Source organism: Streptomyces stelliscabiei (assembly GCF_014873495.1).
In the GTDB taxonomy this organism is placed as follows: Bacteria; Actinomycetota; Actinomycetes; order Streptomycetales; family Streptomycetaceae; genus Streptomyces; species Streptomyces bottropensis.
This window is the reverse complement of the sequence record NZ_JADBGF010000001.1, coordinates 731,807-758,142: the sequence shown is the minus strand read 5'-3', so window position 1 is coordinate 758,142 and position 26,336 is coordinate 731,807. Positions and strand designations below refer to the sequence as shown.

Sequence of the window (26,336 nt, the reverse complement as noted above, 5' to 3'; positions counted from 1 at the left end):
TGGGCTCACCGTCCGTTCGCCGGGCGACGACCGGGCACGCTGCCGGACGCGAGCGCCCGGCCGTAGGTGCCCGGTGTGTAGAGGGGGAGTTCGCCGGTGACGTCGGTCGTCGCCATGTAGTCGAGCGTCAGTTCCTGGCCCTCCTTCGAAAGAATCCTGGTGAAGAACTCGGCGCGTTCGACATGCAGGCCGTCCTCCAGCGACATGGAGCCGCCGAAGTACACCGACCTCTTGGCGGCCGCGACCGAGCCCCTCGACCGCTTCCCGAAGTGCTCGGCGAGTTCCACGGCCTGTGCGACCACCTTGTCCTGCGCGACGACCTTGTCCACCGCTCCGTTGGCGAGAGCCTCCGCGGGTGTGAACGGCTTGCCTTCGAGGATCGCGGCCAACGACCGGTGGGTGCCGATCAGCCGGGTCAGCCGCTGGGTGCCGCCTCCGCCCGGGATGATGCCGAGCAGGATCTCCGGCTGGCCGATGAAGAAGTCCCCGTCGGCCATGACTCGCAGGTCGCACGCCCAGGCGAACTCCGCGCCGAGGCCCAGAGCCGAACCGTTGAGCGCGGCGACGAAGAGCACACCGCTTCTGTTCATGCGGAGGAAGGTCGAGTGCAGGCGCTCCAGTTGCAGGGCCCCTCGCATCGGGGTCCGGCGCAGCAGGAGCCCGAGGAGACGGGACCGGTCCACGTGCTTCGCCATGCGGACGACGGCGGCGGCACCGCGCCGGCCCACCGGCGGGCTCGCGGCGCCCTCTGCCTGCAGCCATTCGACCGCGGCATGGCTGACGAAGCGCTCCGGATGCGCGCCGGTGAAGACGACGGCCCGGACGGTCGGGTTCCTGTCGACCCGCCTCACCAACCGGTCCAGCTGTTCGGCGAGATCCAGGCCGAACTCCTGGTGGGGTCCACCGTCCACCCGGACGACCAGGACGGCTCCCCGGTCTTCTGTCTCCAGGTGACCTTCGTCTTTGTATGGCATGTGTTCCGCTCCTGGGTCGAGTCCATGAGGGGTGGGAGAGTGGGAGGGTGCACGGCCACGACCGCCGAACCCTGTCGTAGGGGCGAGGATCGGGATCCTTGGACGGGCCGTGTCCGTGCGGGCGGCGTGAGCTGGGACGACGCGGGATGTCGCGTCCGGGGTGGTGCGGGATGTCGCACCCCGGGACGAGGCGGGATGCCGTGTCCGGGCACGCACGCCTGCGTTCGATACGGCATGCCACGCGAGATGTGTACTATTGCCGTGAAGAGTGAGATAACCAAGTTATCGCTTGGGTGTCAATGCCGGAGGCGTACGGGACATGGCAGGGCGGGCGAAACTCGACGACGCGCCGGAGCGGCTGGTGCGGGCGGCCATCGGCCTGCTCGCGGAGCAGGGACCGTCGGCCATCAAGGCGCGCACGGTGGCTTCGGCTAGCGGACTGTCGACGATGGTGGTCTACAGCCACTTCGGTGGGATCCCCGAGCTGATGGGCGCCGTCGCCGACCGCGGCTTCCAGGAACTCGGCAGAGCGTTCGCGCAGGTGCCGGTGACGGACGACCCGATCGCGGATCTCTTCGCCATGGCCCTGAGCTGCCGTCGGCTCGCCCGCGAGAACCCTCACCTCTACGACCTGATGTTCGGGCTGTCCACGCGTGCGACGTACCGGCCCTTGACGGAAGCGGACCATCGCCTGAGTGGGCATTCGTCGGCCTTTCGGGACGCACACGCTCATATCACCGCGGCATGCGGACGACTCGCGCGCTCCGGCAGGGTCGAACAGCGGGAACCCGAGGTCATGGCCGCGCAGTTGTGGAGCATGGTGCACGGATACATCACCCTCGAACTGGGCGCGCACTTCGTCGAGTTCGAGGACGCGGTGGCGCAGGTGTTTGTGCCGATGGGTGTGAATTTCGCCGTCGGGCTGGGGGACGAACGGACCCGTGCCGAGGCCTCGCACCAGACCGGCGCGCGCCTCTACGACTCGGTCGTCGCCGGTCATTGAACGTGTCGGGGGCTGCGGGGTGCTCGGGTGCTGCCCCGTGCGCGCGATCAGGGCGACCCGGTCCCCGCACCCGGTGTGTCACTGCCCGGCGTGAGTTGGTCGTACCTGCCCAGCGCCGCGACCTCCCGCTCGACGACCGGAACCGACGCGGCCGCGAAGCGTCTCGCCCAGGGCCATGACATCGGCGAGTTCAGCGCCGCCTTCGCCCAGTTCGCCACGACGACCGCACGCGGGACGTAGACGCGGCTGCGGCGGCGTACGAGCCCGTCGACGATCGCGGAAGCGGCCCGCTCCACGCTCGTGGTCACATTGCCCGGGTAGGGCAGCTTCCTGCGGATGCCGCCGAACGAAGGGAGGTCCGCCTCGCCTCCACGGACGAGGTCCGTGTCGATCCAGGAGGGATGCACGAGACCGGCCGTGATCCCGAGGTGCGCCACTTCCTGGCGATAGGTCAGGGCAAGGAGCTCGACCCCGGCCTTGCTCGCGCCGTAGGAGGACATCGCGGGGAACGGCATGAAGGACAGCGCCGACGCCACGACCAGCACATGGCCGCGGCTGCGCTCCAGATGGGGTGTCGCGTACTTCAGGGTGCGGAACACGCCGTTGAGATTGACGTCCACGACCCGCTCGAACGACGCCTCGTCCGTCTGTCGCACCGTCCCGTACGCCACGACGCCCGCGTTGGCGACGACGAGGTCTATGCCGCCCATGACTTCCGCGGCCTCATCGATCGCCGACCGCAGAGCCACGCCGTCACGCACATCGGCCTCCCGCCATGATGCGGTGGGTCCCAGGTCGTCGACGAGGGTGCGCAACCGGTCGGCCTCCAGACCGATCACGGTCACTCGCGCCCCTCGGGAGGCGGCCAGGCGGGCCACCTTCTCTCCGATGCCGCGTGCCCCTCCGGTGACGATCAGCTTCCTGCCCAACAAGTCACGTTTCATGGCGGCAACATAACTTCGTTATTGAAGGAGTGCAAGACATCGTGCGTCTCGGCTGGGTGTCGACCGGAGTGCCCGAACGCTGCTTGTGCGCCGGTTGCGATGCCGTGCCCCGTGCCCCGTGCCCCGTGCCCCGTGCCCCGCGCCCCGTGACCCGTGACCCGTGTCGCGTTCGGGGTCTGGCTTCGACGGGTGGGTCTGCAGCCTGCTCGGAGTCGCGGGCTGGAGTAGCCTGCGGGACCTTCCCGTCGCTTTCCGTACCCGCCACGGCACTCGACGGCCTGATCAGCGCCGTCGTCCTCGACCCTGACGGCAGCCCCGCCTACGTCGTCAAGCCCGGCACCCCCGTCAAGGTGCAGACCGAGTGGAACGTCAGTCGTGGGTGCCGCCGATCTCGTCGACGCTGACGTGCACGGACCAGGCGCCTCCGATCAGCGGAACGAGAAACCCCGTCAGCAGACCACGCTCGACAACCTCAAGGAGGGCCGCACCTACTCGCTGATCGCCTCCCTCGGCCACCAGGCCCCGGCCGGCGGCTCGGCCGCGCTGGGCGGCTACGTCAACAGTGTCGTTCGCGGCCCGGTCACGAAGCTGGTCCCGTTCGGGATCTTCGTAGGTCTCGATGCCGGGACAGCAGGGCTGGTGCACTGCTCCGAGTAGCCACCAGCGGGCCCCGAACGTGCGGTTCGTATCGGTGATGAGATGACCGTGCGCATCACCGAGGTCGACGTACCTATGCGCCGCATCCGCCTGGCACGCGCAGGGACGGGCGACTGAGAGCCGCGCGACGTGACGGTGCGGGCCTCGGCCACCCCTCGGCGCCGTGCCCACTCGCTGGGAGCAAAATGCCACCTTTCGTTCATCGGATCACCAAGTACGACCCTGCCGACCGCGACGAACACGGCGGTTACACCGGCACCGAGGACACGGTCAGCGACCACGGCGCGGTCGAAGCGGCGTATCTGGACGCCATCGCCGCCTTCGCGGAGGCCTCGGGCATCGACCGGCTGGAGATCCGCGAGCCCGCGGTCGCCGGGTACGTCCACTTCGGCGTGGAGCCGCCGGTCGCGGGACACGGTCTCGATGGGCTCTTCCCGCCTGACCTGTCCGGTTACCACGACGGTGCCGAGGTCTCGCTACCGGTCGCTCTGGAACTGGTCCGGGGCATGCTCCGTGACCAAGGCGCCTGGTGTCGGCTGGAGGCGGGGGACGCGTTCACCGTGCACGTCGGGTGGGACCAGTACGTATACGTGGGCAGCGACAGGCGCTGCGCGGGCGCCCTTGCCCGCACACGGGAACTCGGCCTCTACCCGGAACCGATGAACGCCTCCCCCTACGCCGTGGACCTGGAGGAATCTGAACCGACCGAGGCGGCCGACGAAAACTTCTGGGAGCGCGTGCGAGCGGAGCTGGACACGCGGAAGGCAGCGCTCCTGGAGGAGACCTGTGTCCGGAACGCCACGCGCTGGCATCGCCTCACAGTGGTGAACCTCGACGGGGTGCGCGCCGGTCTCGGCCCCCGCGCCCTGGTGTCTGTCTGGCCCGACCTGGACCCCGACGTCGGCGCGGTCCTGGCCGCGTTGCCCGAGGAGGAATCCGTGGAGTTCGTCTGGGAGGCGCAGGACGAGACGATCAGCCACGTGATCGTCGACGACACCGAGTACGAGAAACTTGCCGTTCTGGTGGCCGGCGCCCGGGCAGCCTGCGTACTGACCCTGGACGCCGAAACACACCACCCCTTGTTCCACGCTGCCCTGCCCGACAGCGACGGGGTGCTGCGCGCGCGGTGGTGAACCGGATCCGGCCCGGACGCGGCCCCGGTCGGCGCTGTGCGTGCCGTGCATGGCGAAGCCGGGCACCGTTCGTTGCGGCAGGGTGCGGATCCGGGCGGCCGGCGAAACCGATGTGCGGCCCGGCGTTCTCAGGCGACCAACGGGCCGGCGACGTCCAGTTCGCCGTGCTCGATCAGCCAGCGTACTGATTCGAGCACGGCGACCTCCGGCTCGTAGCGTGGCGTGTAGTGCAGGAGGGTCCTGGCCTTCTCGATCGTGAGGCAGTGGCTGCGGTGGAGGTGGTCCCAGCTCTGCTCGGCGTGCTGTGGGGGTGCGGTCTGGCGAAACTGGTCCCAGGTGACCGGTTCGAGTGTCGCGGTCTGCCCGAACCAGGCGGCCGCGATGTGGGCGAAGCCGCGGACGTTCAGGGCGGTGGGGGCGACGATGTTGAAGTCCTCTCCCGCGGCCGTGTCCCGGTGCTCGATCGCCAGCTCGAACGCCTGGGCGACGTCGTCGGCGTGCACATGGTGCATCATCTCGGCTCCGCTGCCCGGGATCCGCAGCGGCTGTCCGGCGGAGAGCACGGTCCAGATGGCCGGGTCGAGGTTTCCCAGCGGCCCGATCGGGTGCCAGCCGGGGCCGACGATGTGCCCGGGGTGCAGGGATGTGGTCGTCAGGCCTCCCGACGCGGTCTCGTCCTTGAGCATGCGGGCGATCAGGTCCTTCTGGACGCCGTACTCCCCGATCGGAGCGGGGCCCGTGCCCTCGGAGATGGGCAGTCTGAGGCTGGGGCCGTAACGCCACACGGATCCGCAGTGCAGCAGGTGGCCCGTCTCGCCGCGCAGGCCCTCGACCAGTGCGGTGGCCGACTCCAGGGTGAAGCAGACCAAGTCGATCACGGCGTCGGGAGCCGGCCCGGCCACCGTGCGGCCGAAGGTGCCTGCCGCGTCCTCGCGCTGCCGGTCGGCCACGACCTGACGCACCTGCTGCCATTCAGGAGCATCGGTGTAGGCGGTGCTGCTGCCCCGGCTGACGTTGATCACTTCATGGCCGGCCCGCACCAGCCTGGGGACGAGATACGTTCCGATGTGCCCGCTCCCGCCGATGACGACAACTCGCATGAACATCCTTTCGGTGATGGACAGGCCGGTTGACCGCCCCGTACCCGTGGCCTGCCTGCACAGTGGTGCAACCAGTCTGCACGGCAACGGATGTCGCGAGCGGGCCACCGTCGAGTCTGCCCGGGTCGGCCGAGCCGCTGTGCCGCCGTCCGGGCCGCGCCGGACGCGGCCGCCATCCCGCCTGCGCGCGGCCGCAATCGGTCGGATCGTGCGCGAGTCCGGGCTGAAGTGGACCATCGTCCGCTTCCTCATGCTCTCCCACGGCCTGAGGACCGCCTCCCTCACCGTCCGTACCGTCGGCGACAGGGGCGTTGTCCGCCTGCCACGGGCCAACACCGCCGCGTACTACCTCCAGCACGATGGCGTGGTAGGCCACGGGCTGGAACTCCCGTATGGCCGTGACCATGAGGCCGATCTTGGCTTCCCTGCCGTCCGCCGGGTCGGTGATGCTCGGCGTACCCATCGCCACCACACGCTCGACACCGTGCTCGCGCATGGCCTGGAAGATGGCTGCACGAGGACGCCCCCATCACCCGCACCGCATACGCGGAGGTGCCGGCGCGGGGCGAGTACGCCCTCACCTGGGCCGCCGATCACCACGACGAGATCCGGGTCAACCGCGACCGAGCCGCCGCCACCGGCTCCTGGGACCGGAACAGGCCCGGCCCCTCCACCCCTCGGCCTTGGTCTCGGCCGGAGGCGGACGGGAACGACGAGCACGACGCGAACTCCGACGGCCCTCGTGGCCCTCTGCGCCACCGCTCCGCCAGCCGCCGAAGCGGTGCTCGCACTGCCCGCTCGCGCTGCCCACTTGCCGACCACGCCCGCCGGATGCCTCTTCCGGCAGATCCCTCGCCGACACCTTTTCCCACTACTTACTTACCTGTAAGTTAGAAGTATGACGACGACACCGGCTGACGTGGCCGCGACGGACATCACTGCCGTCGAGGCGCTCTGCGAGCGATGGGAGAAGGCGTGGAACGAGCACGACAGTGACGCCGTGGCGGCGTTGTGCGCGGAAGACCTGGTCTACGACGAGCCGGCGCTGGGGGAGACGGCGTACGGCCCGGACAGCATCCGTGACTTCGTGTCGCGCATGGCGCGCACCTTCCCCGACTACGCGTTCACCCGTATCGGGCTGTACGCGGAGGTGACGCGGCGGGCCGTACTGGTCGCCTGGCGCTTCTCCGGGACCCTCGCCGGCACCGACCGGCGTGTGGAATTCCATGGCGACGACCGCCTCGAACTGGGCGAGGACGGGCTGATCCATGCCTACCGATGCCTGTACGACAATCACTTGGTGCTGAGTCAGCTCGGTCGCGCGGAAACCTCCAAGTGACCGAGCCGGTCCGCACGCGCAAGCCCGCGGCGGTGCGGCGCGCCGAGATCATGGCGGCCGCAGACGCGGAGTTCGCCCTGCGGGGACTGTCGGGAGCGGGTATCGAGGCCATCGCCGCACGGGTCGGGGTCTCGCACCCCCGAGTCGTGCAGATGTTCGGCTCGAAGCTCGACCTGTTCCTGGAAGTCGTTCGCGCCGCCTACGACAGGATCGAGACCACCTTCGAGAGCGCCGAGCCCACGCTGGGCGCGCTCGGCGACGCCTATCGGCACCTCCTGCAGAGCCAACCCACCGTCGGCGCCGTCCTGTTGCAGGCCTATGCCGCGGCAGGCGAGGAGGTGGTCAAGGAGTCGGTACGGCAACGCCAGCTCGCCCTCCAGCAGACGGTTACCCGACTGACGGGGGCCGATCCGATGCAGGTGCGTTCCTTCGTGGCCACCGGCCTTGTCCTGACGGTCTCCACAGTGCTGGACCTGCCCGATCGGCGTGCCGACGCGCAGTGGGGCGCTTGGATCATCGGCCTTGCGGACTCGCCCACCCACGGGCCGTGAGGTGTGCGCCCGGCCGGCGGGGATGCCGGGTGCGCTCCTGGGCCGAAATGGTGCGCCCTTCCGCCGACGCGCCCAACACCCGGCTCCCACGCGTTGTTTCGCGCGGACAGAACTCTCTCGAAGGCGCTCGGTCCACACACGGGCCACTCGCGCGCTCCCGACGTGGCGATGTCGTGAGCCGGGCCTCCACCTTCCACCGTAAGGGACGGCACCATGACAGAACATCTGCGGATCCCCTCGGCCGCGGGCACCTTCGACGCGATAGCGGCGGGCCCCGCCGACGGCCGCCCCGTCCTGCTGCTGCACGGCTTTCCCCAGACGGCCGTTCTCTGGGAGGAACAGGTGGGCGCGCTCGCCGACCAGGGCTTCCGTGCGGTCGCCCCCGACGCCCGCGGCTACTCGCCCGGCGTGCGCCCGATGCGTGCCGACGCCTACGGGGTGAGCGAGCTGGTCGGGGACGTACTGGCGATCGCGGACGCGCTCGCCTGGAACCGCTTCGACCTCGTCGGGCACGACTGGGGCGGCGCCGTCGCCTGGTGGACCGCGGCCCGCCACGCCGCCCGACTCCGCACGCTCACCGCTGTGTCGACGCCGCATCCGAGTGCGCTGGGCGAGGCTCATCGCACCGACGACGACCAACTGCGTCGCTCCCGATACCAGCAGGACTGGCGCAGCCCCGGCACGGAAGACCGCTTTCTCGCCGACGACGCCGCACTGCTGCGTTCCCTCTACCAGGGCAAGGTTCCCGCCCGTCACGTCGAGGCGTACGTACGACGTCTGTCCGAGCCCGGCACGCTCGGCGCGGCACTGAACTACTACCGCGCCGACCGGCCCGATGCCGCCGTCGGGCCGGTGCAGGTCCCCACGCTCTACGTCTGGGGCACCGAGGACATCGCGCTCGGGTCCACCGCGGCTCATGCCACGGAGAAATGGGTGCACGGCCCCTACTCGTTCCACGAGCTGCAGGGCGTGAGTCACTGGATCCCCGAGGAGGCTTCCCTGACCCTCACACGCCTGATCATCGAGCACCTCAACGAACATGAGTGACGTGAGCGAGAGCCTCGCGCAGTGCGGCCGCGGGGCGGACGTCGTCATCCGTGCGGATGATCGTCGGAGCGCGGGTGGAGGGCTGCGGCGCGTCCCATGCGGGTGACCGCCTCGGTGAGGATGGACCGGGAGGTGGCGAAGTTCAGGCGGACGTGCCCGGCTCCTCCCGTACCGAAGATGTGCCCCGAGGACAGGGCGACTCCGGCGTGGTCGAGAAACAGCTGTGCGGGGCCCGCCAGGTCGGTGACGACCGCGAGGTCGGTCGCGCCCTGTTCGGCGTCGAGGCCGAGGGAGCGGCAGTCGAGCCACGCCAGGTAGGTGCCCTCCGGCTCGGTGTACCCGATCCCGGGCAGGTGTTCGGCGACGAGGTCGGCCAGCAGGGCGCGGTTCGCGTCGAGCCCTGCCAGCAACGCGTCGAGCCACCTGTCACCGTGACGGTAGGCCGCCGCGTGGGCGATGACGCCGAGGTGGCTCGCGCCGTGGTGCACCTCCTCGGGCATCCTCCGCAGATCACCGGCCGCCTCCGGTCCCGCGAGAGCGAGCGCGGCCTTGATTCCGGCGAGATTCCAGCCCTTGGTCGCCGACATGAGCGAGAAGGCGTCCTCGGCGCCCGGCACGCTCAGGTAGGGCGTGAACGTCGCACCGGGAAGGACGAGCGGCGCGTGGATCTCGTCGGCCACGACACGAACTCCGTACCGGCGGGCCAACTCCGCCACGGCGCACAGCTCTTCGGAGGTGTGGACCGTGCCGGTGGGGTTGTGCGGATTGCTGAGGAGGTACGCGAGCGCGCCGCTGCCGCTCCGCTCCCGGGTCCGGCGGAACGTGTCCTCGAGCGTGTCCAGGTCGATACGGAGGTTCTGCCCCAGTGGGGCTTCGACGACAACGCGGTCGTCATGGGCGATGAAGGCGTAGAAGGGCGCGTACGCGGGGGAGTTGACGACGACGGGGTCGCCGGGCTCGGTGATCAGCCGCAGTACCTGGACCGCGCCCATCATCACGTCCGGGATCAGCGCGGAGCGGTCGATCGCCACGCCGTCCCAGTTCCAGCGCCGTACGGCGAAACCGGCCAGCGATTCGGCGAAGTCGGTTCCCGCGGGATACCCCGTGTCGCCCGAGGCGATGGCCTCGCGCAGTGCGTCGGCGACCGCCTCGGCGAGCGGGACGTCCATCTCCGCCACCCACAGCGGCAGGACGTCAGCGGGGTGGGTGCGCCACTTCATGCTCCTGCGCTCGCGGAGCTGTTCGAGCGACAGCACCTCAAGAGGGTTCGCGACCTCGGCTCCGGTGTCTGCGGGGCCGTGCCCATCAGCGGCATTCATCTTCAGCATTGGACCGCCGACTCGATCTCCACGCAAGCGCCCAGGCGCAGGGACAGCACCCCGAGCGCCGGGCGCGCGTGACGGCCCTCGGTCCCGGAAGGCCCCGGGATCGCAGGCGACGACAGGTGCCCGGCGCGGCGCGGAACCCCGCGTACCGCAGAAGGTCCGGTCGGCGTTGAACGCAATCGCCTTGCCTTGCGTTGGAAAGGTAACTGCACAGTAGTTGCAATAAGGGCCTCCTTGGTCGGATCCCGGCGCGCCGCCCGGTGGCCGTCCTCACCGTGCGATGCGCCTGGATGGGTCACTTGTTCGCAACCGCTGTGTGGGTCAGAGGTGTTGAGACTTCGACGTCGGTCGCGCCGGAGGGCGAAGTGGCACGCGGTGAGGCGCTCTCGATCTGTACCCGAACCCGGAAGTGGCGACAACCGCCTACCGGAGGGCGTGCGGGTGAGCGCGGGGCGGCGACCGGGCTTGACCGGCACGTTCCCGACCGCTGACGCAATCCTGACGGGGGCTTTGCCGCATCAACCTTGTTCCTGCGACTCATGCGCAGAAACCTGGGTGAGCGGCTGAGGACAGCCGCTCACCGCGCGAGTTCGCCGCGCCGAGAGTGAGGCTCACGCTCCCATGTCGACCGCTCCCGACTCCTCCGCCCGTCCGGACGCCCTCACCGGTGGGCGCGGACTCTCGTGGCGCCGCCTTCGTGCGTCGATGACCCGCAAGGAGTGGGCGAGCCTGGGCGGGATGGCGGCGTTCATCCTGGCCCTGCACGTCCTCGGCTGGTTCATGCTGGTCGCCGTCGTCGCGCCGCACCACTACAGCCTGGGCACCAAGACGTTCGGGATCGGGATCGGTGTCACCGCCTACACGCTCGGCATGCGGCACGCCTTCGACGCCGACCACATCGCGGCCATCGACAACACCACCCGCAAGCTGATGAACGACGGGCGGCGCCCGCTCTCGGTCGGCTTCTGGTTCTCGCTCGGCCACTCCACCATCGTCTTCGCCCTCGCCTTCCTGCTCTCCCTCGGCGTCAAGGCCCTGTCCGGACCGGTCGAGAACGACGACTCCGCCCTGCACGGCGTCACCGGCTGGATCGGTACGACGGTCTCCGGGGTCTTCCTCTACGTCATCGCGATCATCAACTTGGTGATCATGGCCGGGATCTGGAAGGTCTTCCGGCAGATGCGTTCCGGCCACTTCGACGAGGCCGCGCTGGAGGAGCGGCTGAACAACCGGGGCTTCATGAACCGCCTCCTGGGCCGCGTGATGAAGTCGATCACCAAGCCCTGGCAGATGTACCCGCTCGGTGCCCTGTTCGGCCTCGGCTTCGACACGGCCACGGAGATCGCCCTGCTGGTGCTCGCCGGGTCGGGGGCCGCTTCCGGGCTGCCCTGGTACGCGATCCTGTGCCTGCCGATCCTGTTCGCGGCCGGCATGTCCCTGCTGGACACGATCGACGGCACCTTCATGAACTTCGCCTACGGCTGGGCCTTCTCCAAGCCGGTCCGCAAGGTCTACTACAACCTCACCATCACCGGCCTGTCCGTCGCCGTCGCCCTCCTCGTCGGCACGGTCGAACTGCTGGGCCTGCTCGCGCGGGAGGCGGGGCTGCACGGCCCGTTCTGGGACTGGGTCTCCGGCCTGGACCTCAACATCATCGGATACGTCGTCGTCGGGTTGTTCTTCGCGACCTGGGTGATCGCCCTGCTGGTGTGGAAGGTCGGCAGGATCGAGGAGAAGTGGACCTCAGGGCTGACCCGCACGCCCACCTCCGCGGAGTAGGAGCCTTCCGGGCTCCCGGCGGACTGCTTCCCGCCGCTCCGGCCGGCGCGGCCCGCGCACCGGCCGTACATCAGCGGTGATGTGGGGAAGTCCGGCCCTGGCCCCGGCATTCCGGCCGCTCGTGTCCTGCCCTGTCGGCGGCCGTGCAGGCGTCACGGCACCGAGACGTCCTCGGGGTCCGCCACGCGACCGTGGTCCCAGGACCTGTGTCTGATCACCAATCAGTTGCAAATGCTGTTAGCGTGTACCTGCATACCAGTGGCAATTATCTGGCGGAGGACGTTGGACATGGCGGTTTACACGCTCCCGGAGCTTCCCTACGACTACGCGGCGCTCGAACCGGTCATCAACCCGCAGATCGTCGAGCTGCACCACGACAAGCACCACGCGGCGTACGTCAAGGGCGCGAACGACACCCTGGAGCAGCTGGCGGAGGCGCGGGACAAGGAGCAGTGGGGCTCGATCAACGGCCTGGAGAAGAACCTGGCCTTCCACCTCTCCGGCCACATCCTGCACTCCATCTACTGGCACAACATGACCGGCGACGGCGGTGGCGAGCCCCTGGCCGCGGACGGCTTGGGCGAGTTGGCCGACGCCATCGCCGAGTCCTTCGGCTCCTTCGCGGGCTTCAAGGCCCAGCTCACGAAGGCGTCGGCCACCACGCAGGGTTCAGGCTGGGGTGTCCTCGCCTACGAGCCGCTGAGCGGTCGCCTGATCGTGGAGCAGGTCTACGACCACCAGGGCAACGTCGGCCAGGGCTCCACCCCGATCCTGGTCTTCGACGCCTGGGAGCACGCCTTCTACCTGCAGTACAAGAACCAGAAGGTCGACTTCATCGACGCCATGTGGGCCGTCGTCAACTGGCAGGACGTGGCGAGGCGCTACGCCGCCGCCAAGGAGCGCGGCGACAGCCTGCTGCTCACCCCCTGAGCGCTGACGCCGTGACCGTGACGGCGTCCGCACCGACGTCCTGCTCGTGATCGTCTTCTCAACCTTCACCGGGCAGGCGGCAAGGCGAAGGGCCCTCGCAAGGACGTGACTTGCGAGGGCCCTTCTTCATCCGCTGGACCCGCCGTCCGGGTCCGGACCCTGCTCTGCGGGCCTCGGGTCCGGCTTCGCGGGCGTATCCATGGGCGGCGCGTGCACGGCCGACCCGCAGGTGCGAGCGGGCCCCGGTGCACCGCAGCACCCCTGTGCTGCGCGCGCTGCGGATCGCCTCGCGGTCGACGGCATGCTGCATCAGAACGTGAGCACCTCCGTCCCGTGTCCCGTGTCCCGTGTCCCGTGTCCCAAGTCCCGTGACCGATCGCACGACCCGACGACGCGGCGATCTTGATAGCCTCGGGGAGCCAGTCGAGCCACATCCGAGGCCAGGGAATCCGGTGCGAATCCGGAACTGACGCGCAGCGGTGAGGGGGACGGGCGGGGCACGCATGCCACTGGGAGACCGGGAAGGCGCCTCGTCCGGACGAACCCGAGTCCGAAGACCTGCTGGCACCTCCGCACCCGTGTGCGGAGGGACGTCCGTAGGCCAGGCTCCGCGAACGAGCCCCGACCACCGAGGTACGCCCGTGCTCCGCACCGCCCTCCGTCCCGCCGCCTTCCTCCTTGCTCCCGCGCTGCTGCTCACCGCCTGCGGCGGTTCCGCAGGCGGCACCGAGGACACCAAGCCGTCCGCCGGCGCGGACTACCCGCGCACCATCGACAACTGCGGCCGGAAGGTCACCCTGACGTCGGCACCGCAGAGGGCCGTCTCGCTCAATCAGGGCACCACGGAGATCCTGCTCGCCCTCGGCCTCGCCGACCGGCTGGCAGGCACCGCCACCTGGACCGACCCGGTCATGAAGGGCCTGGACAAGGCCAACGCGTCCGTGCCCCGGCTCGCCGACAACGCGCCCTCCTTCGAGAAGGTCCTGGACGCCGAACCCGACTTCGTCACCGCCTCGTTCGTCTCCACCCTCGGCAAGGGCGGCGTCGCCACCCGCGAGCAGTTCGAGAGGCTGGGCGTGCCCACGTACGTCTCGCCCTCCGACTGCTCGGCCGGCAAGGACAACGACAGCGGCGGCGACGGATCGCGCAGCAAGCCCCTCACCCTGGACGCCGTCTACGGCGAGATACACGACCTGGCCCGCGCGTTCGACGTCGACGCCCGCGGCGACAAGCTCGTCGCCGAGCTGAAGGAGCGGGTGCGCAAGGCGACCGAAGGGCTGGACGCCTCCGGCGTCTCGCTCATGTACTGGTTCGCCAACTCCCAGTCGCCCTACCTCGCCGGCTGCTGCGGTGCCCCCGGTGCCATCACCCGGGCCGTCGGCGCGAAGAACGCCTTCGCCGACACCCATGACGAGTGGCCCCAGATCGGCTGGGAGACCGTCGCCGACCGTGACCCCGACGTCATCGTGATCGGCGACCTCACCCGCAGGCAGCAGACCGCCGAGACGGCCAAGGCCAAGATCCGCTTCCTGGAGACCAACCCCGCCACCCGTAACCTGACCGCCGTAAAGAAGAAGCGGTACGTCCTGCTCAGCGGGCAGGCGATGAACCCCTCCATCCGCACCGTCGAAGGGATCGAGAAGGTCGCCGCCGGCCTGCGCGACTTCGGGCTCGTCAAGTGAGCCTGCGCGCACTGCTGTTGACCGGCGGCGGCTCCGCCGCGCTGCTCGCGTCGGTCGCCGTCGCGGTGACGATCGGACCCGCCGACATCTCCGCCGGCGATGTCTGGGCCTCCGTCGCCGCCCATCTCGGCCTCGGCGAAGGCACGTTGGCGCCGCTACGGGACGGCATCGTGTGGAACCTGCGCATGCCCCGCACCCTGCTCGCCGCGGTGTGCGGGGCCGGACTCGCGGTCTGCGGGGCGGTCATGCAGTCCCTGCTGCGCAACCCTCTCGCCGACCCGTTCGTCCTCGGCGTCTCCTCCGGCGCCTCCACCGGAGCGGTCGCCGTCGTCGTCCTGGGCGTGGGCGGGGGAGTGGTGTCCCTGTCGGCGGGGGCGTTCCTCGGCGCGCTGCTCTCCTTCGCCCTGGTGCTGCTGCTCAGCCACACCCTCGGTGGCAGCACCGACCGCGTCGTCCTGTCCGGGGTCGCCGTCATGCAACTCTTCTCCGCCCTGACCTCGTTCATCGTCCTGACCTCCGCCGACGCCGAGACCACCCGTGGCGTGCTCTTCTGGCTGCTCGGCTCGCTCACCGGCGCCGACTGGGGCCAGGTGGTGCTCTGCGCGGTCGCCCTGGCCGTGGTCCTGCTGGTCTGCCTCGCGTACGCCCGCACCCTGGACGCGTTCGCGTTCGGTGAGGAGGCGGCGGCATCGCTGGGCGTCCATGTGGCCCGTACCCGGCTGATCCTGCTCTGCGCCACCGCGCTGCTCACCGCCGCCCTGGTCAGCTGCGCCGGAGCGATCGGGTTCGTCGGCCTGGTCCTGCCCCATGCCACCCGCGCTCTCACCGGCGCGGGCCACGCCCGTCTGCTGCCGGTCACGGCGCTGACCGGAGCCGTCTTCCTGGTGTGGGTGGACACCCTCGCCCGAACCGTCCTCGACCCCCAGGAGGTCCCGGTGGGCGTACTGACGTCCCTCATCGGGGTACCGGCGTTCGTGGCCGTGCTCTACCGCGGACGGAGAAGGACATGACCAGCCTGCACGCGAACCGTGTCGTGCGGCGCATCGGCGACAAGGTCGTCGTCGACGGCGTCACCCTCGCCCTCCGCCCCGGTGAGACCGTCGGTCTGCTCGGCCCCAACGGTTCGGGAAAGTCGACGCTGCTCAGGCTGCTGGCCGGGGTTCTCGCGCCGACCGGCGGAGTCGTCACCCTGGACGGGCGCCCGCTCACCGAGGTCGGCCGCCGTGCCATCGCCCGCCGCGTCGCCACCGTCGAACAACACGCCCACACCCAGACCGAACTGACCGTCCGCGAGGTCGTCGCCCTCGGCCGCATCCCGCACCGCCGCGCCTGGACACCGCCCACGGTGGCCGACGCGGAGGCCGTCACCGAGGCGCTGGCACGCACCGGACTGACCGACCGGTCCGACCAGTCCTGGCACACCCTGTCCGGCGGCGAGCGCCAGCGCACCCAGATCGCCCGCGCCCTGGCGCAGAAGCCCCGCGAACTCCTGCTCGACGAACCGACCAACCACCTCGACATCCAGCACCAACTCGACCTGCTGGACCTGGTCGCCGACCTACCGGTCACCACCGTGATCGCCCTGCACGACCTCAACCTCGCCGCGATGTACTGCGACCGCCTGCTCGTCCTGCGCGACGGCCGCGCCGTCACACAGGGCACGCCGACCGAGGTCCTGACCCCGAGCCTCATCGACGAGGTCTACGGCGTCCGCGCCGAGGTCACCCACGCCCCCGGCCACCCCGTGATCCGCTTCCTGCGCCCCACGGCCCAGGGCGGATCCGCCCCCGAGAGGAGCACGACGAACGATGCCTCGACAGCGACGTGAAGCAGCACAGAGGAAGCACGGCCGGGCCGAACCGGCGCCGTGCCGCATCGTGGTCTGCCGGGACTGCTGCTGCGGAACCCCGAAGGTCACCGGAGTCGATCACACCCGGCAGGTCGAGCGGCTGTCCGAGAACGCCCCCGTGCGCGTCGCGGCCTGCCTCGACGTCTGCGAGCACGCGAACGTCGTCGTCGTCCAGCCCTCCACCGCCGCACGCGCGGCAGGAGCCCGCCCGGTCTGGCTCGGCCTCGTCAACGACTCCGACGCCACCGAGGACATCGCCGCCTGGGTACAGGCCGGCGGTCCGGGTGTCGCTCCCTGCCCCGACATCCTTGACCTGTATGTGTTCACCCCGCCCCGAAGGGCGCGGCGTGATGGCGATCGCTGAAGCCCCCGCCCTGCCCCGCCCCGACAGCCACGCCGCATCGACGCCACCGCACGCGCACAGCACCCCACCCCCCTCCGGAAGCTCCCGACGGCAATTCGGTTGCCCGGAGGCCGTAGTGCGGGGATAGGTTCGCGGGCGTGGATGAAATGGACCTGCTCAGGCGATCCGGCGGTCCCGTGACCCGGAGCCGGATCAGCCATGACCTGGCCGAACTCGGCCTCGGCGACGGCGATCTCGTGATGTTCCATACCCGCATGTCCGCCATCGGCTACGTGGCCGGCGGACCGGAGACGGTCATCGAGGCCCTTCGTGACGTGGTGGGACCGCAGGGGACCTTGATGGTGACCTGCGGCTGGCACGACGCGCCGCCGTACGACTTCGTGACCTGGCCGCAGGCCTGGCAGGATGCCCTGCGCGAGGAACACCCCGTCTACGACCCGGACTTCAGCGAAGCCGATCACAGCAACGGCCGGCTCCCCGAAGCGCTGCGCCGCCGGCCCGGAGCGATCCGCAGCCGCCACCCGGATGTCAGCTTCGCGGCCCTGGGGCCCGCGGCAACCGACCTGATGGCCGACCATCCCTGGGACGACCCCCACGGCCCCGGCAGCCCCCTGGCACGGTTGACCGCCGGCGGCGGCCGGGTACTCCTGCTGGGAGCACCTCTGGACACCCTGACGCTCCTGCACCACGCCGAGGCGCTCGCCGACGCCCCCGGCAAGCGGTTCGTGGACTACGAACAGCCCCTCCTCGTGGACGGCCGACGGGTCTGGCGCCGCTTCCACGACATCGACTCGGAAGAAGGCGCCTTCGACTACTCCTCCGCGGTGGCCGAGGGACGGGAGCCGTTCGACGTCATCGTCCAGGACATGCTCGCTGCGGGAATCGGTCGCCGAGGCAGGGTCGGCGCCGCCGAGAGCCATCTGTTCGAGGCCGCGCAGGTCGTCGACTTCGCCACCACCTGGATCGAGGACGGACTGAGCGAGTAGAGGCGTGGCCCCCGCGTGGCCGGCCCCGTGTTCGTGTCGGTTCCCCGGCGTTCCCGTGTGCAGCAGCGAGAGGAAGTCTTCGCGTGGTCACCTTCAGGACGAAAGGCGGCTCGGTGCAAGGTTTTCGGGCCTCTGCCGATGTCGTCGCCGTCCTGGGCGTCCCCTATGCCGCCCCGCCGTTCGGAGCGGGCCGGTTCCGGGAACCACTTCCGGCACCGTCGTGGGCCGGTGTGCGGGCGGGCACGGAGTACGGCCCGATCGCCCCGCAGTCGGCACAGCTGCCCGGGGCGCCTCTGTGGTCGCCCGACGAAGAGGACATCCTCACCGTCAACATCTGGACGCCGGCACCCGAGGGCGGCCACCTGCCCGTCCTGGTCTGGATCCACGGCGGCGCCTACACCTTCGGATCCTCCGCCCAACCCGACTTCGACGGCACGGCGCTGGCCCGCGCCGGTCTGGTCGTGGTCACCCTCAACTACCGGCTCGGCTTCGAGGGCTTCGGCCATGTCCCCCGAGCCGAAGGACCGGTCCACCCGGACAACCGGGGCCTGCTCGACCAGGTCGCGGCCCTGCGCTGGGTACATGAGAACATCGCCGCCTTCGGCGGCGACCCGGGCAACGTCACGGTCGCCGGCCAGTCCTCCGGAGCCGCCTCGGTCGCCTGCCTGATGGTGATGGATCGTGCCCGCGGGCTGTTCCACCGTGCCATCGCCCACAGCGCCGCCAGTCCCTGCTACACACGCGAGATCGCCGCCGCGACCACCCGCGAGGTCGCCGCGGCGGCGGGCTGTCCCGCAACGGCCGAAGGCCTGACGTCCGCGACTGCGCTGGCGCTCGTCGCCGCCTCCGACAGGGTGGTCGACGACTATCGTCGCGACCCCGCCTCCGGATCCCGCCACTACGACCCCGTGCTCTACGCGCCCGTCCTCGACGGCGACGTCCTGCCCACCGACCCCCTCACCGGGATGGCAGCCGGTGCGGCCCGGGGGGTGGACCTGCTGGTCTGCCACACCACGCAGGAGTACTGGCTGCTCGACGCCGTCGGCAGCTGCGCGAAGATCACCACGGATGCGCGGCTCGCGCGATTCGCCGAGGACTTCGGCCTCCCCGACGGCCTGGTGGCCGGCTACCGCGCCGCGCTGCCCCAGGCCCCGGTGCTCGACATCTATCTCAGCGTCTTCGGCGATCTGCTGTTCGGCGAGTACAGCAACCGACTCGCAGAGCAGCATGCCCGAGCAGGCGGCCGGGCGTTCCTGTCGCGTTTCGACCGTCGTCGTGCCGGGCCACCGAACGCGGTGGTGCGGGCGTGGCACTGCGCGGACATCCCCTTCGCCTTCGGCAACCTCGACGGTGACAGCGTGTCCTTCCTCATCGGCGGTGCACCCACGTCCGCGGACCATGGACTTTCACGCCGCATGGTGCGCGCGTGGGCCGATTTCGCCGCCACCGGGAATCCTGGCTGGCCACCCGTCGACAGCTCCACCCAGGACAGAGTCTGGAGCACCGAGGACACCCCCGCCGACGTGGGACCCGCCGGTGTCCGTGCCCTCTGGGCCAAGGCCGACTTTCCACTCCTGCGCCCGTGACCTGGAAGCTCCTCGGCGCCGGGCGGAGACCGTAGATCTGTGGCCCCGTGCCCCGACGTACGACCTCGCGCACGTCGGTCGGCACCGAGACGAAGCGCCGACTTGCCTGACAGGAAAGTCGAAGATAACTTTCCTGGTAGGAAAGTAACGCGGGGAGTGGAGGGGTCGGGGACGTGCGTACGCCGATGGACGCCGAACAGGCATGGAGAGATCTGCAGCGCATCCGTGTGCCGCAGGAGCGGGTGTACGACGAGGTCGAGCGGTCCGCCGCGAGCAGTTCGGGGACCCCCTGGGCCACGGCCATGCTCATGTGGCTCTTCCTGGCCGGTCTGGGATTCGACCTGCCCGGATGGGGCGTGGGTCTGGCCGCCGCCGGGTACGTGGCGCTGCTGAGCGCGCTGGCCGTGTTCCACAACCGCCGCAGCCGCGTGCGCCTGCACCACACCCGGTGCACCCGGCCGATGCTCGCCACCTTCGTCGCGGGGGCGGTGGTGACCGGTGGGACGGTCCTGCTGTCCGGTCGGCTGGTCGACGCGCTGGCGCCGATGCCGGCCAGTCTGATCCAGGCGACGATCTCGGCGACGGTGTTCGTGCTGTTCGTCGGGCCGACTAGCCGCTGGGCGGCCAGGTCGGCGCGGCGCAGCGGCGCACAGGTGGCAGAAGCGGGAGCGGCCGGCACGGGGGAGGACCGATGAGCACGCCCTCCGGCTTCGACGAACTGATCCACCCCGCCACCCGGCTGTCGGTGGTCGCGCTGCTCGCGGCCACCGAATGGGCGGACTTCGCGTTCGTCCGCGACAGCCTCTCGCTCAGCGACTCGGCGCTCTCCAAGCAACTGCACACCCTGGAGGAGGCGGGATATCTGGAGCTCCACAAAGAGGGCGGCGGACGCAAACGGCGCACCAGGGTACGGCTGACGGACCGCGGACGCGGCGCCTTCGACGGGCACGTCGCGGCGCTCCGGGCGATCGTCGAGAGCGCCGGTCCTCCCGCGTCGACCGGATCACCGCTACCACCGCGACACCCCTCGGGGGCAGGACGATGACGCCGAAGCCCACCTCCGGCCAACCCGTCGTCCATGCGCGCGGCGTGACGATGACGTACGGCGACGTCGACGTCCTCCACGGTGTCGACCTGGACATCCATCGCGGCGAGGTCTTCGCGCTTCTCGGGCCCAACGGCGCGGGGAAGACCACCACCGTCGAGATCCTGGAGGGTTTCCGACGCCGCTCCGCGGGCGAGGTGAGCGTCCTCGGTACGGACCCGGAGCGCGGCGGCGACGCCTGGCGCGGCAGGATCGGACTGGTCCTGCAGTCCTGGCGCGACCACCGCCGCTGGCGGGTCGCCGAGCTGCTGACGCACTTCGCCACGTACTACCCCGACCCGCGTGACCCGGCCGAACTGCTGGCCCTGGTCGGCCTCACCGACCAGGCCGGCCGGCGGGTGGACCGGCTGTCCGGCGGCCAGCGCCGACGGCTGGACGTCGCGCTCGGCATCGTCGGCCGCCCCGAACTCCTCTTCCTGGACGAGCCGACCACCGGCTTCGACCCCCAGGCGCGGCACGAGTTCCATGTCCTGGTCGAACGACTGGCCCGCGACGACGGCGTCACCGTCCTGCTCACCACCCACGACCTGGTGGAGGCCGAGCGCCTGGCCGACCGGATCGCCATGCTGGTCGGCGGCCGGATCCGAGCCTGCGGCACCCCCGCGGAACTGGCCCGGCGGGCCGCCGCCCGGGCCGAGGTCCGCTGGACGGCCGACGACGGAACGATGCGCCGCGAACGCACCGAGGACCCCTCACGGCTGGTCTGGGAACTCCACCGGCACGCGGACAGCCCGATCGCCGGCCTGGAGGTCCGCCGCCCGACGCTGGAGGACACCTACCTGCACATGGTGCACCGGGACGCCGACGGCAGGGACAAGCACACGGACGAGGAGGCGCGGACAGCGTGAACAGGACAGTCATGACGCACAGTTGGCGAGCCGGGATCCAGCGCGGCGGCATCGAACTGCGTCACCTCCTGCGCAACGGCAAGGAGATGTCCGGCCACCTGACCAACGTGGTCGTCGCGCTGGCCGTCGCCGCCTGGCTCAGCGACGACGTACCCGGCACCCGTACCCCGATGGCCCATCTGGTGCTGGCGGGCTTCGCCGCCTACCTGCTGTTCCAGATCGGACTGATCAACCTGCCCCAGATACTCGTGACCGAGCGGGAGGAGGGTGCCCTGCTGCGGCTGCGCGCCACGCCCGGCGGAATACCTGCCTACCTCGTCGCCAAGTGCCTGCTGGTCGTCGTCGTGGCGGTCGGCACCCTGGCCCTGCTCCTGGCGGCCGCGGCGCTGCTGGTGGACGGGCCGCTGCCCCGGGGGCCCGGCGACTGGCTGACACTGCTGTGGGTCACCACGCTCGGGCTGCTCGCCGTCGTGCCCCTGGGCGCGGCCATCGGCGCCGTACTGCCCAACCCCCGCGAGGCGCTGGCGTTGATCATGCTGCCGACGATGGGGCTCCTCCTCATCTCCGGAACGGTGTTCCCGATCACCTCGCTGCCCGTGCCGGTCCAGCAAGTCGCCGCCGTCTTTCCGCTCAAGTGGATGGCACAGGGCCTGCGTTCGGCGCTGCTCCCCGACGCGGCACGGTCGGCCGAAGCGGCAGGTTCCTGGGAGCTGCCCATGGTGGCGCTGGTGTTGACAGCCTGGGCGGTGCTCGGCTTCCTCCTCGCGGTACCCCTCCTGCGGCGCGCCGCCCGGCGCGAGTCCGGCTCCCGCCTGTCCGCGCGCCACCACAAAGCGGCACAGAGCGGCGCGCTGTCCGCGTAGGCGAGCCGGGCAAGAGGGCAGCGCGTCCAGCGGGCGCTCGGCACCCACACGGCGGCCGGGTGCCCGAGCCCCGCCTCAGGACGCATCCGGTGCAGCCGTGGGCTGCGCGCGGATCCTGCGATGGATGTCCTCCAGCAGGCACCGCAGCGTCTCGCGCAGGATCCACGCACGCTACGGCCTCTGATCTCTGCCTTGAGGCGGCCCTCGGCCGATCATGTGCTCCCACCGAGGAACGCACCTGATCAGCCCGAAGGCCGCCTGGGCCGCGGCTCGGACTGTCAGTGGCCCGTGGCTCCCACGGGCCACCGACCTCGGGGTTTCTCAGCCGCCCACGACAGGCCTGGATCCGATGGCCGCGCAGGCCGCCTCGTCCGTGGGATGCCCGTCCGCCGGGTAGATCACCGGGGCGCCGAGGGCGCCCGGGGCGCCGGTGTCCGAGGACTCGCCGTTGTCGGGCTGCGCGTTCGGGTGGTAGCAGGCCACGAGCCGTGTCGGCTTGGCGGTGCCCGGCCCCGTGCCGGCTGCGGACTCGCCCCACATCCGCTTCCAGGCTGCCGCGCAGGAACGGGCGGCGTCCCGCGGATCGAACTTGGTCTTGAGCGGCAGCTGGCTCAGGTCCGCCTCGGCCGACAAGGTGCGGGCGCACATGACGTTGCGCCCTTTCTCGTCCCACGGCCCGAGAGTGGCGACGGCCGTGGCCGTGGCACCTGCCAGGAGCGCGGCCGTGGCGGCGCCCACCAGGACCAGACGCCGACGCCTCCTCAAACCGACCGGGGCGGGCGGCTGTTCGGTACGCCGCAGGATGTCCCGCAGTGCGGCCCGGCCGTCGGCGGACGTCGCCCACTCCTCGTCGTCGGGTCGCAGCGCGCGGATGGCAACGAGGTCGGGCGCCTGGCTCTGCTTGGTGGTGGCCGTCCGCTTCATGCTGACTCCTGCTCGGCGAAGCTCGGGTGGGGGTGGGGGTGGGGGTGGGGATGGGGGCGGGGGTGAGTGACGTGGACGGGTTCTGCCCGGTCCGCGCGGGTCAGCGCCGCACTGAAGCGTTTGCGGGCCCGGTGCAGGCGCACCGCGAAGGCGGTGGTGCTGCAGCCCATGACCACGGCCGCCTGTCTGGCCGTCAGGCCGTACCAGGCGCTCAGCAACAGCGTCTCCCGGTCCTGCTCGGACAGTGCCGACAGCGCGGCGGCCACCTCGGTACGCGTCCCGATCTCGTCACTGATCTCCGCCGCCCCTGCCCGGTCGGCCATGGCCGCCATGCGCTCGGACAGTGCCCGGTGGCGCTGATCCGAGCGCACACGGTTGGCGAGCAGCCGTCGTGCCGAGGCGAGCAGCCACGGCAGGGCGTCGGCGGGCACGGAGTCGGACTTGCGCCAGGCCAGTACGAAGGTCTCCGACAGGATGTCCTGCGCCGTCTCCCGGTCCGTGCGGTGCAGGAGATACGCGCGGACCCGGTCGGCGTGAGCCGTGTAGAGGGCTTCCAGTGCCCTGTGCCCGTCGGGGTCCGCGTGCTCATCGGCGGTATCTCGTCGTCGTGTCACAACACCTCCATGGTTCCGGTCGCGACCGCCATCAGGCCGTCAACCGGGAGATGTGCGGCTGAGCCGGATTCCTTACAACGTCCGCCGTCGTCAACCGAGAACGGCCGTACGCGTACGACGCGGAACAGGCCTGTCCTGCCCTGCGGGGGGCGCTCAGTCGACGGGCTCCAACCGGACACAGCACCGATCCGGGCCGGGCGACAGGCAGGCCGTATACCCGCGCTCGCCCAGCCCGTGCAGGGCACCGCGCAGCAGACGCAGGTTCATGCCGCACACCGTCTGGGTGTACTCACGGGCCAGGGCGTGGAAGGGGCAGTTGCCGAGCACGACGGCGCCTTCCTCGTGTCGCGGCTCGAAGCCGTACCGTTCGAGCAGGTCGAGGAGGCTTCCGCCGGCCGGCTCTCCCAGCTGCGTGCCGAGTTCGTCGGCCTTGCGGTGCAGCACCTCCCGCACCGGCTCGCCGGTCGCCGCGGATTCCTCGACGGACTGTGCGAGGAGTCGCCCGGCGAGCTCGTAGCGCCGGTCCGGCAGGCTGACCGCGATCTGTGTCGTCGACCGCCGGTAGAGCTTCGCCGGCCGGCCCGCACCCGGTCCCGCCCGCCCGCTGCGTCGCTCGTAGACGACGTCGAGCAGGGACTCGTCGGCCAGGCGGTCGAGGTGGAAGGCCGCGGTCTGGCGCGCCAGACCCAGCGCTGCGGCCGCTTCGTCCCGGCTGACGGGGCCGGGCCGGCGCACCACGTGGTCGTACAGCCTCCTGCGCGTCGGCTCGTCTATAGAAGGAGGGGCGTCATGTCCTCCCTAACCTCCCTAACCTCACGCACCACGTCCGCCACTCCGCGGCGTGCGCTGCTCGCCGATCCCGGCTATCAGGCGTTCGTGATCCTGCGGACCGCCTTCACGGTGGCGCCGGTCCTGTTCGGACTGGACAAGTTCGCCAACCTGCTCGTGGACTGGCCCGCCTACCTCGCGCCGTGGATCGACGACCTCGTACCCGGCAGTGCCCAGGCGGCCATGTACGCCGTGGGCGTGATCGAGATCGTGGCAGGCATCGCCGTGGCCCTCGCTCCCCGGTTCGGAGCCTGGCTGGTGGCGGCCTGGCTGACCGGCGTCATCGTCAACCTGCTGACCACCCCCGACCACTACGACATCACGCTGCGCGACTTCGGCCTCCTCCTCGCCGCTGTCGCCCTCGCCCGCCTTGCGACGCGCTACCACGGCGAACGGCGGCACGGAGCCGGCGCGGGCCACGTCGGGTGACCGCACGACTCGCCCACACGGCAGCGAGCGCCCCCGCCTGTCGGCGGGGGCGCTCGCGTACTCCGCTGCTACTTCACTGCGTGCGGCTGTTCTTCTGGTCACGCCTCCTTGAACCGTCAGGCGTGAGCGTGCCCGCGCCGGTGTCCACGGTTCGTGAACAGCCGGTACAGCGCGAGGAGGATGACGGACCCGATGATGGCTGCGATCCAGGTGGACAGATCGAAGAAGCCGTCGATCGAGTCGACTCCGAAGATCACCTTGCCGAGGAAGCCGCCGAGAAGGCCTCCAGCGATACCGATGAGCATGGTGACGATGATCCCGCCCGGGTCTTTACCCGGCATGAGCGCCTTGGCAATGGCCCCGGCGAGCAGACCGATAGCTATCCACGCGATGATGCCCATGGCAGTGATTCTCCCTTGCGTTCGATTCGCCAGACGTGTTTCCAAGGAACACGTAGCCAAACTGCAGACTGCGCCGGAGACTCGGACGCACCGCCTGGGAAGGGGCCGGAGAGCGGTCCATGGGCATGCCGATCAGGCCGCGGCCCGGCCTTCCCGCAGCCCCGAGCGAGGTGTCCGTTCGAATGTGGGACGGCTGCGTCGGGAGGTGTTCCGGGGCGTTGATGCCGCCGCCCCTGCGGTCGCTAGGCGAGGCCGCCGTTGCTCATCAGCAGCTGACCGTTGATCCACTCGCCCTCCCCGGAGCACAGGAAGTCCACGAGGTGCGCGGTGTCCTGCGGAGTGCCCACACGGCCGAGCGGGGTGCTGCGGATGCAGTGATCCCGGATCTCCTCGGACATCCAGCCGGTGTCGACCGGTCCGGGGTTGATCGCGTTGGCGGTCACGCCCAGGTGGGCGAGTTCCCGGGCCGCGGCCAGGGTGATGCGGTCCAGGGCTCCCTTGCTCGCCCCGTAGGGCAGGTTCCCGACGGTGTGATCACTGGTGAGGCTGACGATCCGGCCGGTACCCGGGGCGGAGGCGAAACGGCTCCCGAACTCGCGGATGAGCAGCCACGTGGCACGCGCGTTGACGGCGAAGTGCCGGTCGAAACTCTCGACCGTGGTGTCGAGGAGACCGGAGTCGACCGACTCGCAGTGGCACATGACCAGCGCGGTGACCTTGCCGAGGTGTTCTTCGACTTCGTCGAAGACGCGTGCCGGGGTGGACGGGTCGGCGAGATCCGCCTCGACGGCGGCGGTGGACGCACCGTGCTGGGCCAGCATGTGACGGATCGCTTGCGTCGCGCCGGGCTCCCTGCCCCAGGGCATGCGGTCGTCGTAGGGGGTCCAGTAGGTGAAGGCGATGTCCCAGCCCGACGCGGCCAGCCTGCGAGCGATGCCGGCACCGATGCCGACGGTGCGACCCACGCCGGTCACCAGAGCGATCGGGCGGGCGGGCGGAGTGGCCCCTCTGGGGGCGGGCTGATCCTGATCCTCGCTCGTCGTCACGGTCCGAGATCGTTCACGACCCACACCGG

28 protein-coding genes and 1 riboswitch are annotated in these 26,336 nt (G+C 70.6%); of the genes, 19 read left to right on the top strand and 9 right to left on the bottom strand.

The annotated features are described in order from the left end of the window. Positions 1-5: 5 nt before the first annotated feature. Entirely contained in the window at positions 6-974 is a 969-nt protein-coding gene (locus H4687_RS46145; RefSeq protein ID WP_046916337.1) for an enoyl-CoA hydratase/isomerase family protein, read from the bottom strand. A gap of 319 nt (positions 975-1,293) precedes the next feature. Here H4687_RS46145 and H4687_RS03175 point away from each other — a divergent pair, with 319 nt between their 5' ends. Beyond that, positions 1,294-1,977, top strand: a complete 684-nt coding sequence (locus H4687_RS03175) for a TetR/AcrR family transcriptional regulator (RefSeq protein ID WP_046916338.1) — start codon at positions 1,294-1,296, stop codon at positions 1,975-1,977. A gap of 47 nt (positions 1,978-2,024) precedes the next feature. On the opposite strand, the gene H4687_RS03170 is transcribed toward H4687_RS03175, so the two are convergent. After that, on the bottom strand, positions 2,025-2,921 hold the full coding sequence (locus H4687_RS03170; protein ID WP_050398859.1) for an SDR family oxidoreductase: 897 nt from the start codon (positions 2,919-2,921) through the stop codon (positions 2,025-2,027). 375 nt (positions 2,922-3,296) lie between these two features. On the opposite strand from H4687_RS03170, the gene H4687_RS47960 reads away from it, so the two are divergent. Both H4687_RS47960 and H4687_RS03160 read left to right on the top strand, forming a co-directional pair. Then, a complete protein-coding gene (locus H4687_RS47960; protein ID WP_046919395.1) occupies positions 3,297-3,578 on the top strand; it encodes a S1 RNA-binding domain-containing protein in 282 nt (93 codons plus the stop codon). A 185-nt stretch (positions 3,579-3,763) separates the two neighbouring features. Further along, positions 3,764-4,711 (top strand): hypothetical protein, encoded by a 948-nt coding sequence (locus H4687_RS03160; protein WP_046919394.1) that lies wholly within the window; start codon positions 3,764-3,766, stop codon positions 4,709-4,711. A 128-nt stretch (positions 4,712-4,839) separates the two neighbouring features. Here H4687_RS03160 and H4687_RS03155 read toward each other — a convergent pair whose 3' ends face one another. Continuing rightward, positions 4,840-5,811 (bottom strand): NAD-dependent epimerase/dehydratase family protein, encoded by a 972-nt coding sequence (locus H4687_RS03155; protein WP_046919398.1) that lies wholly within the window; start codon positions 5,809-5,811, stop codon positions 4,840-4,842. A gap of 898 nt (positions 5,812-6,709) precedes the next feature. Here H4687_RS03155 and H4687_RS03150 point away from each other — a divergent pair. From H4687_RS03150 to H4687_RS03140, 3 genes are all read left to right on the top strand, one after another. Beyond that, positions 6,710-7,150, top strand: coding sequence for an ester cyclase (locus H4687_RS03150; RefSeq protein ID WP_046919393.1), 441 nt, complete (start codon positions 6,710-6,712; stop codon positions 7,148-7,150). Next, positions 7,147-7,701: a TetR/AcrR family transcriptional regulator gene (locus tag H4687_RS03145; RefSeq protein WP_233443527.1), complete on the top strand. Its 555-nt coding sequence runs from the start codon at positions 7,147-7,149 to the stop codon at positions 7,699-7,701. The genes H4687_RS03150 and H4687_RS03145 overlap by 4 nt, the downstream gene beginning before the upstream one ends. Positions 7,702-7,914: 213 nt before the next feature. Then, a complete protein-coding gene (locus tag H4687_RS03140) occupies positions 7,915-8,748 on the top strand; it encodes an alpha/beta fold hydrolase (RefSeq protein ID WP_046919392.1) in 834 nt (277 codons plus the stop codon). 44 nt (positions 8,749-8,792) lie between these two features. Here the strand turns inward: H4687_RS03140 and H4687_RS03135 are convergent, their stop codons facing one another. After that, positions 8,793-10,076 carry a MalY/PatB family protein gene (locus tag H4687_RS03135; protein WP_046919391.1) on the bottom strand — a complete coding sequence of 428 codons (1,284 nt, stop codon included), beginning with the start codon at positions 10,074-10,076 and terminating at the stop codon, positions 8,793-8,795. Between the two features lie 618 nt (positions 10,077-10,694). Here H4687_RS03135 and H4687_RS03130 point away from each other — a divergent pair. From H4687_RS03130 to H4687_RS03075, 12 genes are all read left to right on the top strand, one after another. Beyond that, positions 10,695-11,852, top strand: coding sequence for a Nickel transporter NicT (locus H4687_RS03130; RefSeq protein WP_179860222.1), 1,158 nt, complete (start codon positions 10,695-10,697; stop codon positions 11,850-11,852). 288 nt (positions 11,853-12,140) lie between these two features. Continuing rightward, on the top strand, positions 12,141-12,782 hold the full coding sequence (locus H4687_RS03125) for a superoxide dismutase (protein WP_046919390.1): 642 nt from the start codon (positions 12,141-12,143) through the stop codon (positions 12,780-12,782). 403 nt (positions 12,783-13,185) lie between these two features. Next, positions 13,186-13,362: riboswitch (cobalamin riboswitch) on the top strand. A 61-nt stretch (positions 13,363-13,423) separates the two neighbouring features. Continuing rightward, positions 13,424-14,464 carry an ABC transporter substrate-binding protein gene (locus H4687_RS03120; RefSeq protein WP_046919389.1) on the top strand — a complete coding sequence of 347 codons (1,041 nt, stop codon included), beginning with the start codon at positions 13,424-13,426 and terminating at the stop codon, positions 14,462-14,464. After that, positions 14,461-15,474, top strand: a complete 1,014-nt coding sequence (locus H4687_RS03115) for a FecCD family ABC transporter permease (protein WP_046919388.1) — start codon at positions 14,461-14,463, stop codon at positions 15,472-15,474. The genes H4687_RS03120 and H4687_RS03115 overlap by 4 nt, the downstream gene beginning before the upstream one ends. Continuing rightward, entirely contained in the window at positions 15,471-16,292 is an 822-nt protein-coding gene (locus H4687_RS03110; protein ID WP_046919387.1) for an ABC transporter ATP-binding protein, read from the top strand. The genes H4687_RS03115 and H4687_RS03110 overlap by 4 nt, the downstream gene beginning before the upstream one ends. Next, the gene (locus H4687_RS03105; protein ID WP_078907386.1) at positions 16,273-16,677 is read left to right on the top strand and encodes a hypothetical protein; all 405 of its coding nucleotides are present in this window, start codon (positions 16,273-16,275) and stop codon (positions 16,675-16,677) included. The genes H4687_RS03110 and H4687_RS03105 overlap by 20 nt, the downstream gene beginning before the upstream one ends. A gap of 137 nt (positions 16,678-16,814) precedes the next feature. Next, on the top strand, positions 16,815-17,663 hold the full coding sequence (aac(3), locus tag H4687_RS03100) for an aminoglycoside 3-N-acetyltransferase (protein WP_063778582.1): 849 nt from the start codon (positions 16,815-16,817) through the stop codon (positions 17,661-17,663). A gap of 83 nt (positions 17,664-17,746) precedes the next feature. After that, positions 17,747-19,249 (top strand): carboxylesterase/lipase family protein, encoded by a 1,503-nt coding sequence (locus H4687_RS03095; protein WP_046920333.1) that lies wholly within the window; start codon positions 17,747-17,749, stop codon positions 19,247-19,249. Between the two features lie 185 nt (positions 19,250-19,434). Beyond that, positions 19,435-19,944 (top strand): hypothetical protein, encoded by a 510-nt coding sequence (locus tag H4687_RS03090; RefSeq protein ID WP_046920334.1) that lies wholly within the window; start codon positions 19,435-19,437, stop codon positions 19,942-19,944. Further along, a complete protein-coding gene (locus H4687_RS03085; protein ID WP_046920335.1) occupies positions 19,941-20,294 on the top strand; it encodes a transcriptional regulator in 354 nt (117 codons plus the stop codon). The genes H4687_RS03090 and H4687_RS03085 overlap by 4 nt, the downstream gene beginning before the upstream one ends. Beyond that, positions 20,291-21,202, top strand: coding sequence for an ABC transporter ATP-binding protein (locus H4687_RS03080; RefSeq protein ID WP_046920336.1), 912 nt, complete (start codon positions 20,291-20,293; stop codon positions 21,200-21,202). Before H4687_RS03085 ends, H4687_RS03080 begins: the two co-directional genes overlap by 4 nt. Before the next feature lie 11 nt (positions 21,203-21,213). Beyond that, on the top strand, positions 21,214-22,065 hold the full coding sequence (locus tag H4687_RS03075; RefSeq protein ID WP_046920337.1) for an ABC transporter permease: 852 nt from the start codon (positions 21,214-21,216) through the stop codon (positions 22,063-22,065). Between the two features lie 321 nt (positions 22,066-22,386). Here the strand turns inward: H4687_RS03075 and H4687_RS03070 are convergent, their stop codons facing one another. The 3 genes from H4687_RS03070 to H4687_RS03060 all read right to left on the bottom strand — a co-directional run bounded on the left by H4687_RS03070 (position 22,387) and on the right by H4687_RS03060 (position 24,377). Continuing rightward, positions 22,387-22,989, bottom strand: coding sequence for a hypothetical protein (locus tag H4687_RS03070; RefSeq protein WP_046920338.1), 603 nt, complete (start codon positions 22,987-22,989; stop codon positions 22,387-22,389). Continuing rightward, positions 22,986-23,603: an RNA polymerase sigma factor gene (locus tag H4687_RS03065; RefSeq protein ID WP_050398861.1), complete on the bottom strand. Its 618-nt coding sequence runs from the start codon at positions 23,601-23,603 to the stop codon at positions 22,986-22,988. The genes H4687_RS03070 and H4687_RS03065 overlap by 4 nt, the downstream gene beginning before the upstream one ends. A gap of 153 nt (positions 23,604-23,756) precedes the next feature. Continuing rightward, complete coding sequence (locus H4687_RS03060) at positions 23,757-24,377, bottom strand: helix-turn-helix transcriptional regulator (protein WP_046920112.1); 621 nt, start codon at positions 24,375-24,377, stop codon at positions 23,757-23,759. 15 nt (positions 24,378-24,392) lie between these two features. Between H4687_RS03060 and H4687_RS03055 the strand changes: the two genes are divergently transcribed. Beyond that, complete coding sequence (locus tag H4687_RS03055) at positions 24,393-24,860, top strand: membrane protein (protein ID WP_046920113.1); 468 nt, start codon at positions 24,393-24,395, stop codon at positions 24,858-24,860. 116 nt (positions 24,861-24,976) lie between these two features. Here H4687_RS03055 and H4687_RS03050 read toward each other — a convergent pair whose 3' ends face one another. Continuing rightward, the gene (locus H4687_RS03050) at positions 24,977-25,261 is read right to left on the bottom strand and encodes a GlsB/YeaQ/YmgE family stress response membrane protein (protein ID WP_005473800.1); all 285 of its coding nucleotides are present in this window, start codon (positions 25,259-25,261) and stop codon (positions 24,977-24,979) included. 242 nt (positions 25,262-25,503) lie between these two features. Further along, complete coding sequence (locus H4687_RS03045) at positions 25,504-26,307, bottom strand: SDR family oxidoreductase (RefSeq protein WP_046920114.1); 804 nt, start codon at positions 26,305-26,307, stop codon at positions 25,504-25,506. Positions 26,308-26,336 lie beyond the last annotated feature (29 nt).

Excerpts from the sequence above, each read along its gene's own strand:
- H4687_RS46145 (WP_046916337.1), bottom strand. The coding sequence starts at position 974 with ATGCCATACAAAGACGAAGGTCACCTGGAGACAGAAGACCGGGGAGCC.
- H4687_RS03175 (WP_046916338.1), top strand. The coding sequence starts at position 1,294 with ATGGCAGGGCGGGCGAAACTCGACGACGCGCCGGAGCGGCTGGTGCGG.
- H4687_RS03170 (WP_050398859.1), bottom strand. The coding sequence starts at position 2,921 with ATGAAACGTGACTTGTTGGGCAGGAAGCTGATCGTCACCGGAGGGGCA.
- H4687_RS03160 (WP_046919394.1), top strand. The coding sequence starts at position 3,764 with ATGCCACCTTTCGTTCATCGGATCACCAAGTACGACCCTGCCGACCGC.
- H4687_RS03155 (WP_046919398.1), bottom strand. The coding sequence starts at position 5,811 with ATGCGAGTTGTCGTCATCGGCGGGAGCGGGCACATCGGAACGTATCTC.
- H4687_RS03150 (WP_046919393.1), top strand. The coding sequence starts at position 6,710 with ATGACGACGACACCGGCTGACGTGGCCGCGACGGACATCACTGCCGTC.
- H4687_RS03140 (WP_046919392.1), top strand. The coding sequence starts at position 7,915 with ATGACAGAACATCTGCGGATCCCCTCGGCCGCGGGCACCTTCGACGCG.
- H4687_RS03135 (WP_046919391.1), bottom strand. The coding sequence starts at position 10,076 with ATGCTGAAGATGAATGCCGCTGATGGGCACGGCCCCGCAGACACCGGA.
- H4687_RS03130 (WP_179860222.1), top strand. The coding sequence starts at position 10,695 with ATGTCGACCGCTCCCGACTCCTCCGCCCGTCCGGACGCCCTCACCGGT.
- H4687_RS03125 (WP_046919390.1), top strand. The coding sequence starts at position 12,141 with ATGGCGGTTTACACGCTCCCGGAGCTTCCCTACGACTACGCGGCGCTC.
- H4687_RS03110 (WP_046919387.1), top strand. The coding sequence starts at position 15,471 with ATGACCAGCCTGCACGCGAACCGTGTCGTGCGGCGCATCGGCGACAAG.
- H4687_RS03105 (WP_078907386.1), top strand. The coding sequence starts at position 16,273 with ATGCCTCGACAGCGACGTGAAGCAGCACAGAGGAAGCACGGCCGGGCC.
- H4687_RS03090 (WP_046920334.1), top strand. The coding sequence starts at position 19,435 with ATGGACGCCGAACAGGCATGGAGAGATCTGCAGCGCATCCGTGTGCCG.
- H4687_RS03085 (WP_046920335.1), top strand. The coding sequence starts at position 19,941 with ATGAGCACGCCCTCCGGCTTCGACGAACTGATCCACCCCGCCACCCGG.
- H4687_RS03080 (WP_046920336.1), top strand. The coding sequence starts at position 20,291 with ATGACGCCGAAGCCCACCTCCGGCCAACCCGTCGTCCATGCGCGCGGC.
- H4687_RS03075 (WP_046920337.1), top strand. The coding sequence starts at position 21,214 with ATGACGCACAGTTGGCGAGCCGGGATCCAGCGCGGCGGCATCGAACTG.
- H4687_RS03070 (WP_046920338.1), bottom strand. The coding sequence starts at position 22,989 with ATGAAGCGGACGGCCACCACCAAGCAGAGCCAGGCGCCCGACCTCGTT.
- H4687_RS03055 (WP_046920113.1), top strand. The coding sequence starts at position 24,393 with ATGTCCTCCCTAACCTCCCTAACCTCACGCACCACGTCCGCCACTCCG.
- H4687_RS03050 (WP_005473800.1), bottom strand. The coding sequence starts at position 25,261 with ATGGGCATCATCGCGTGGATAGCTATCGGTCTGCTCGCCGGGGCCATT.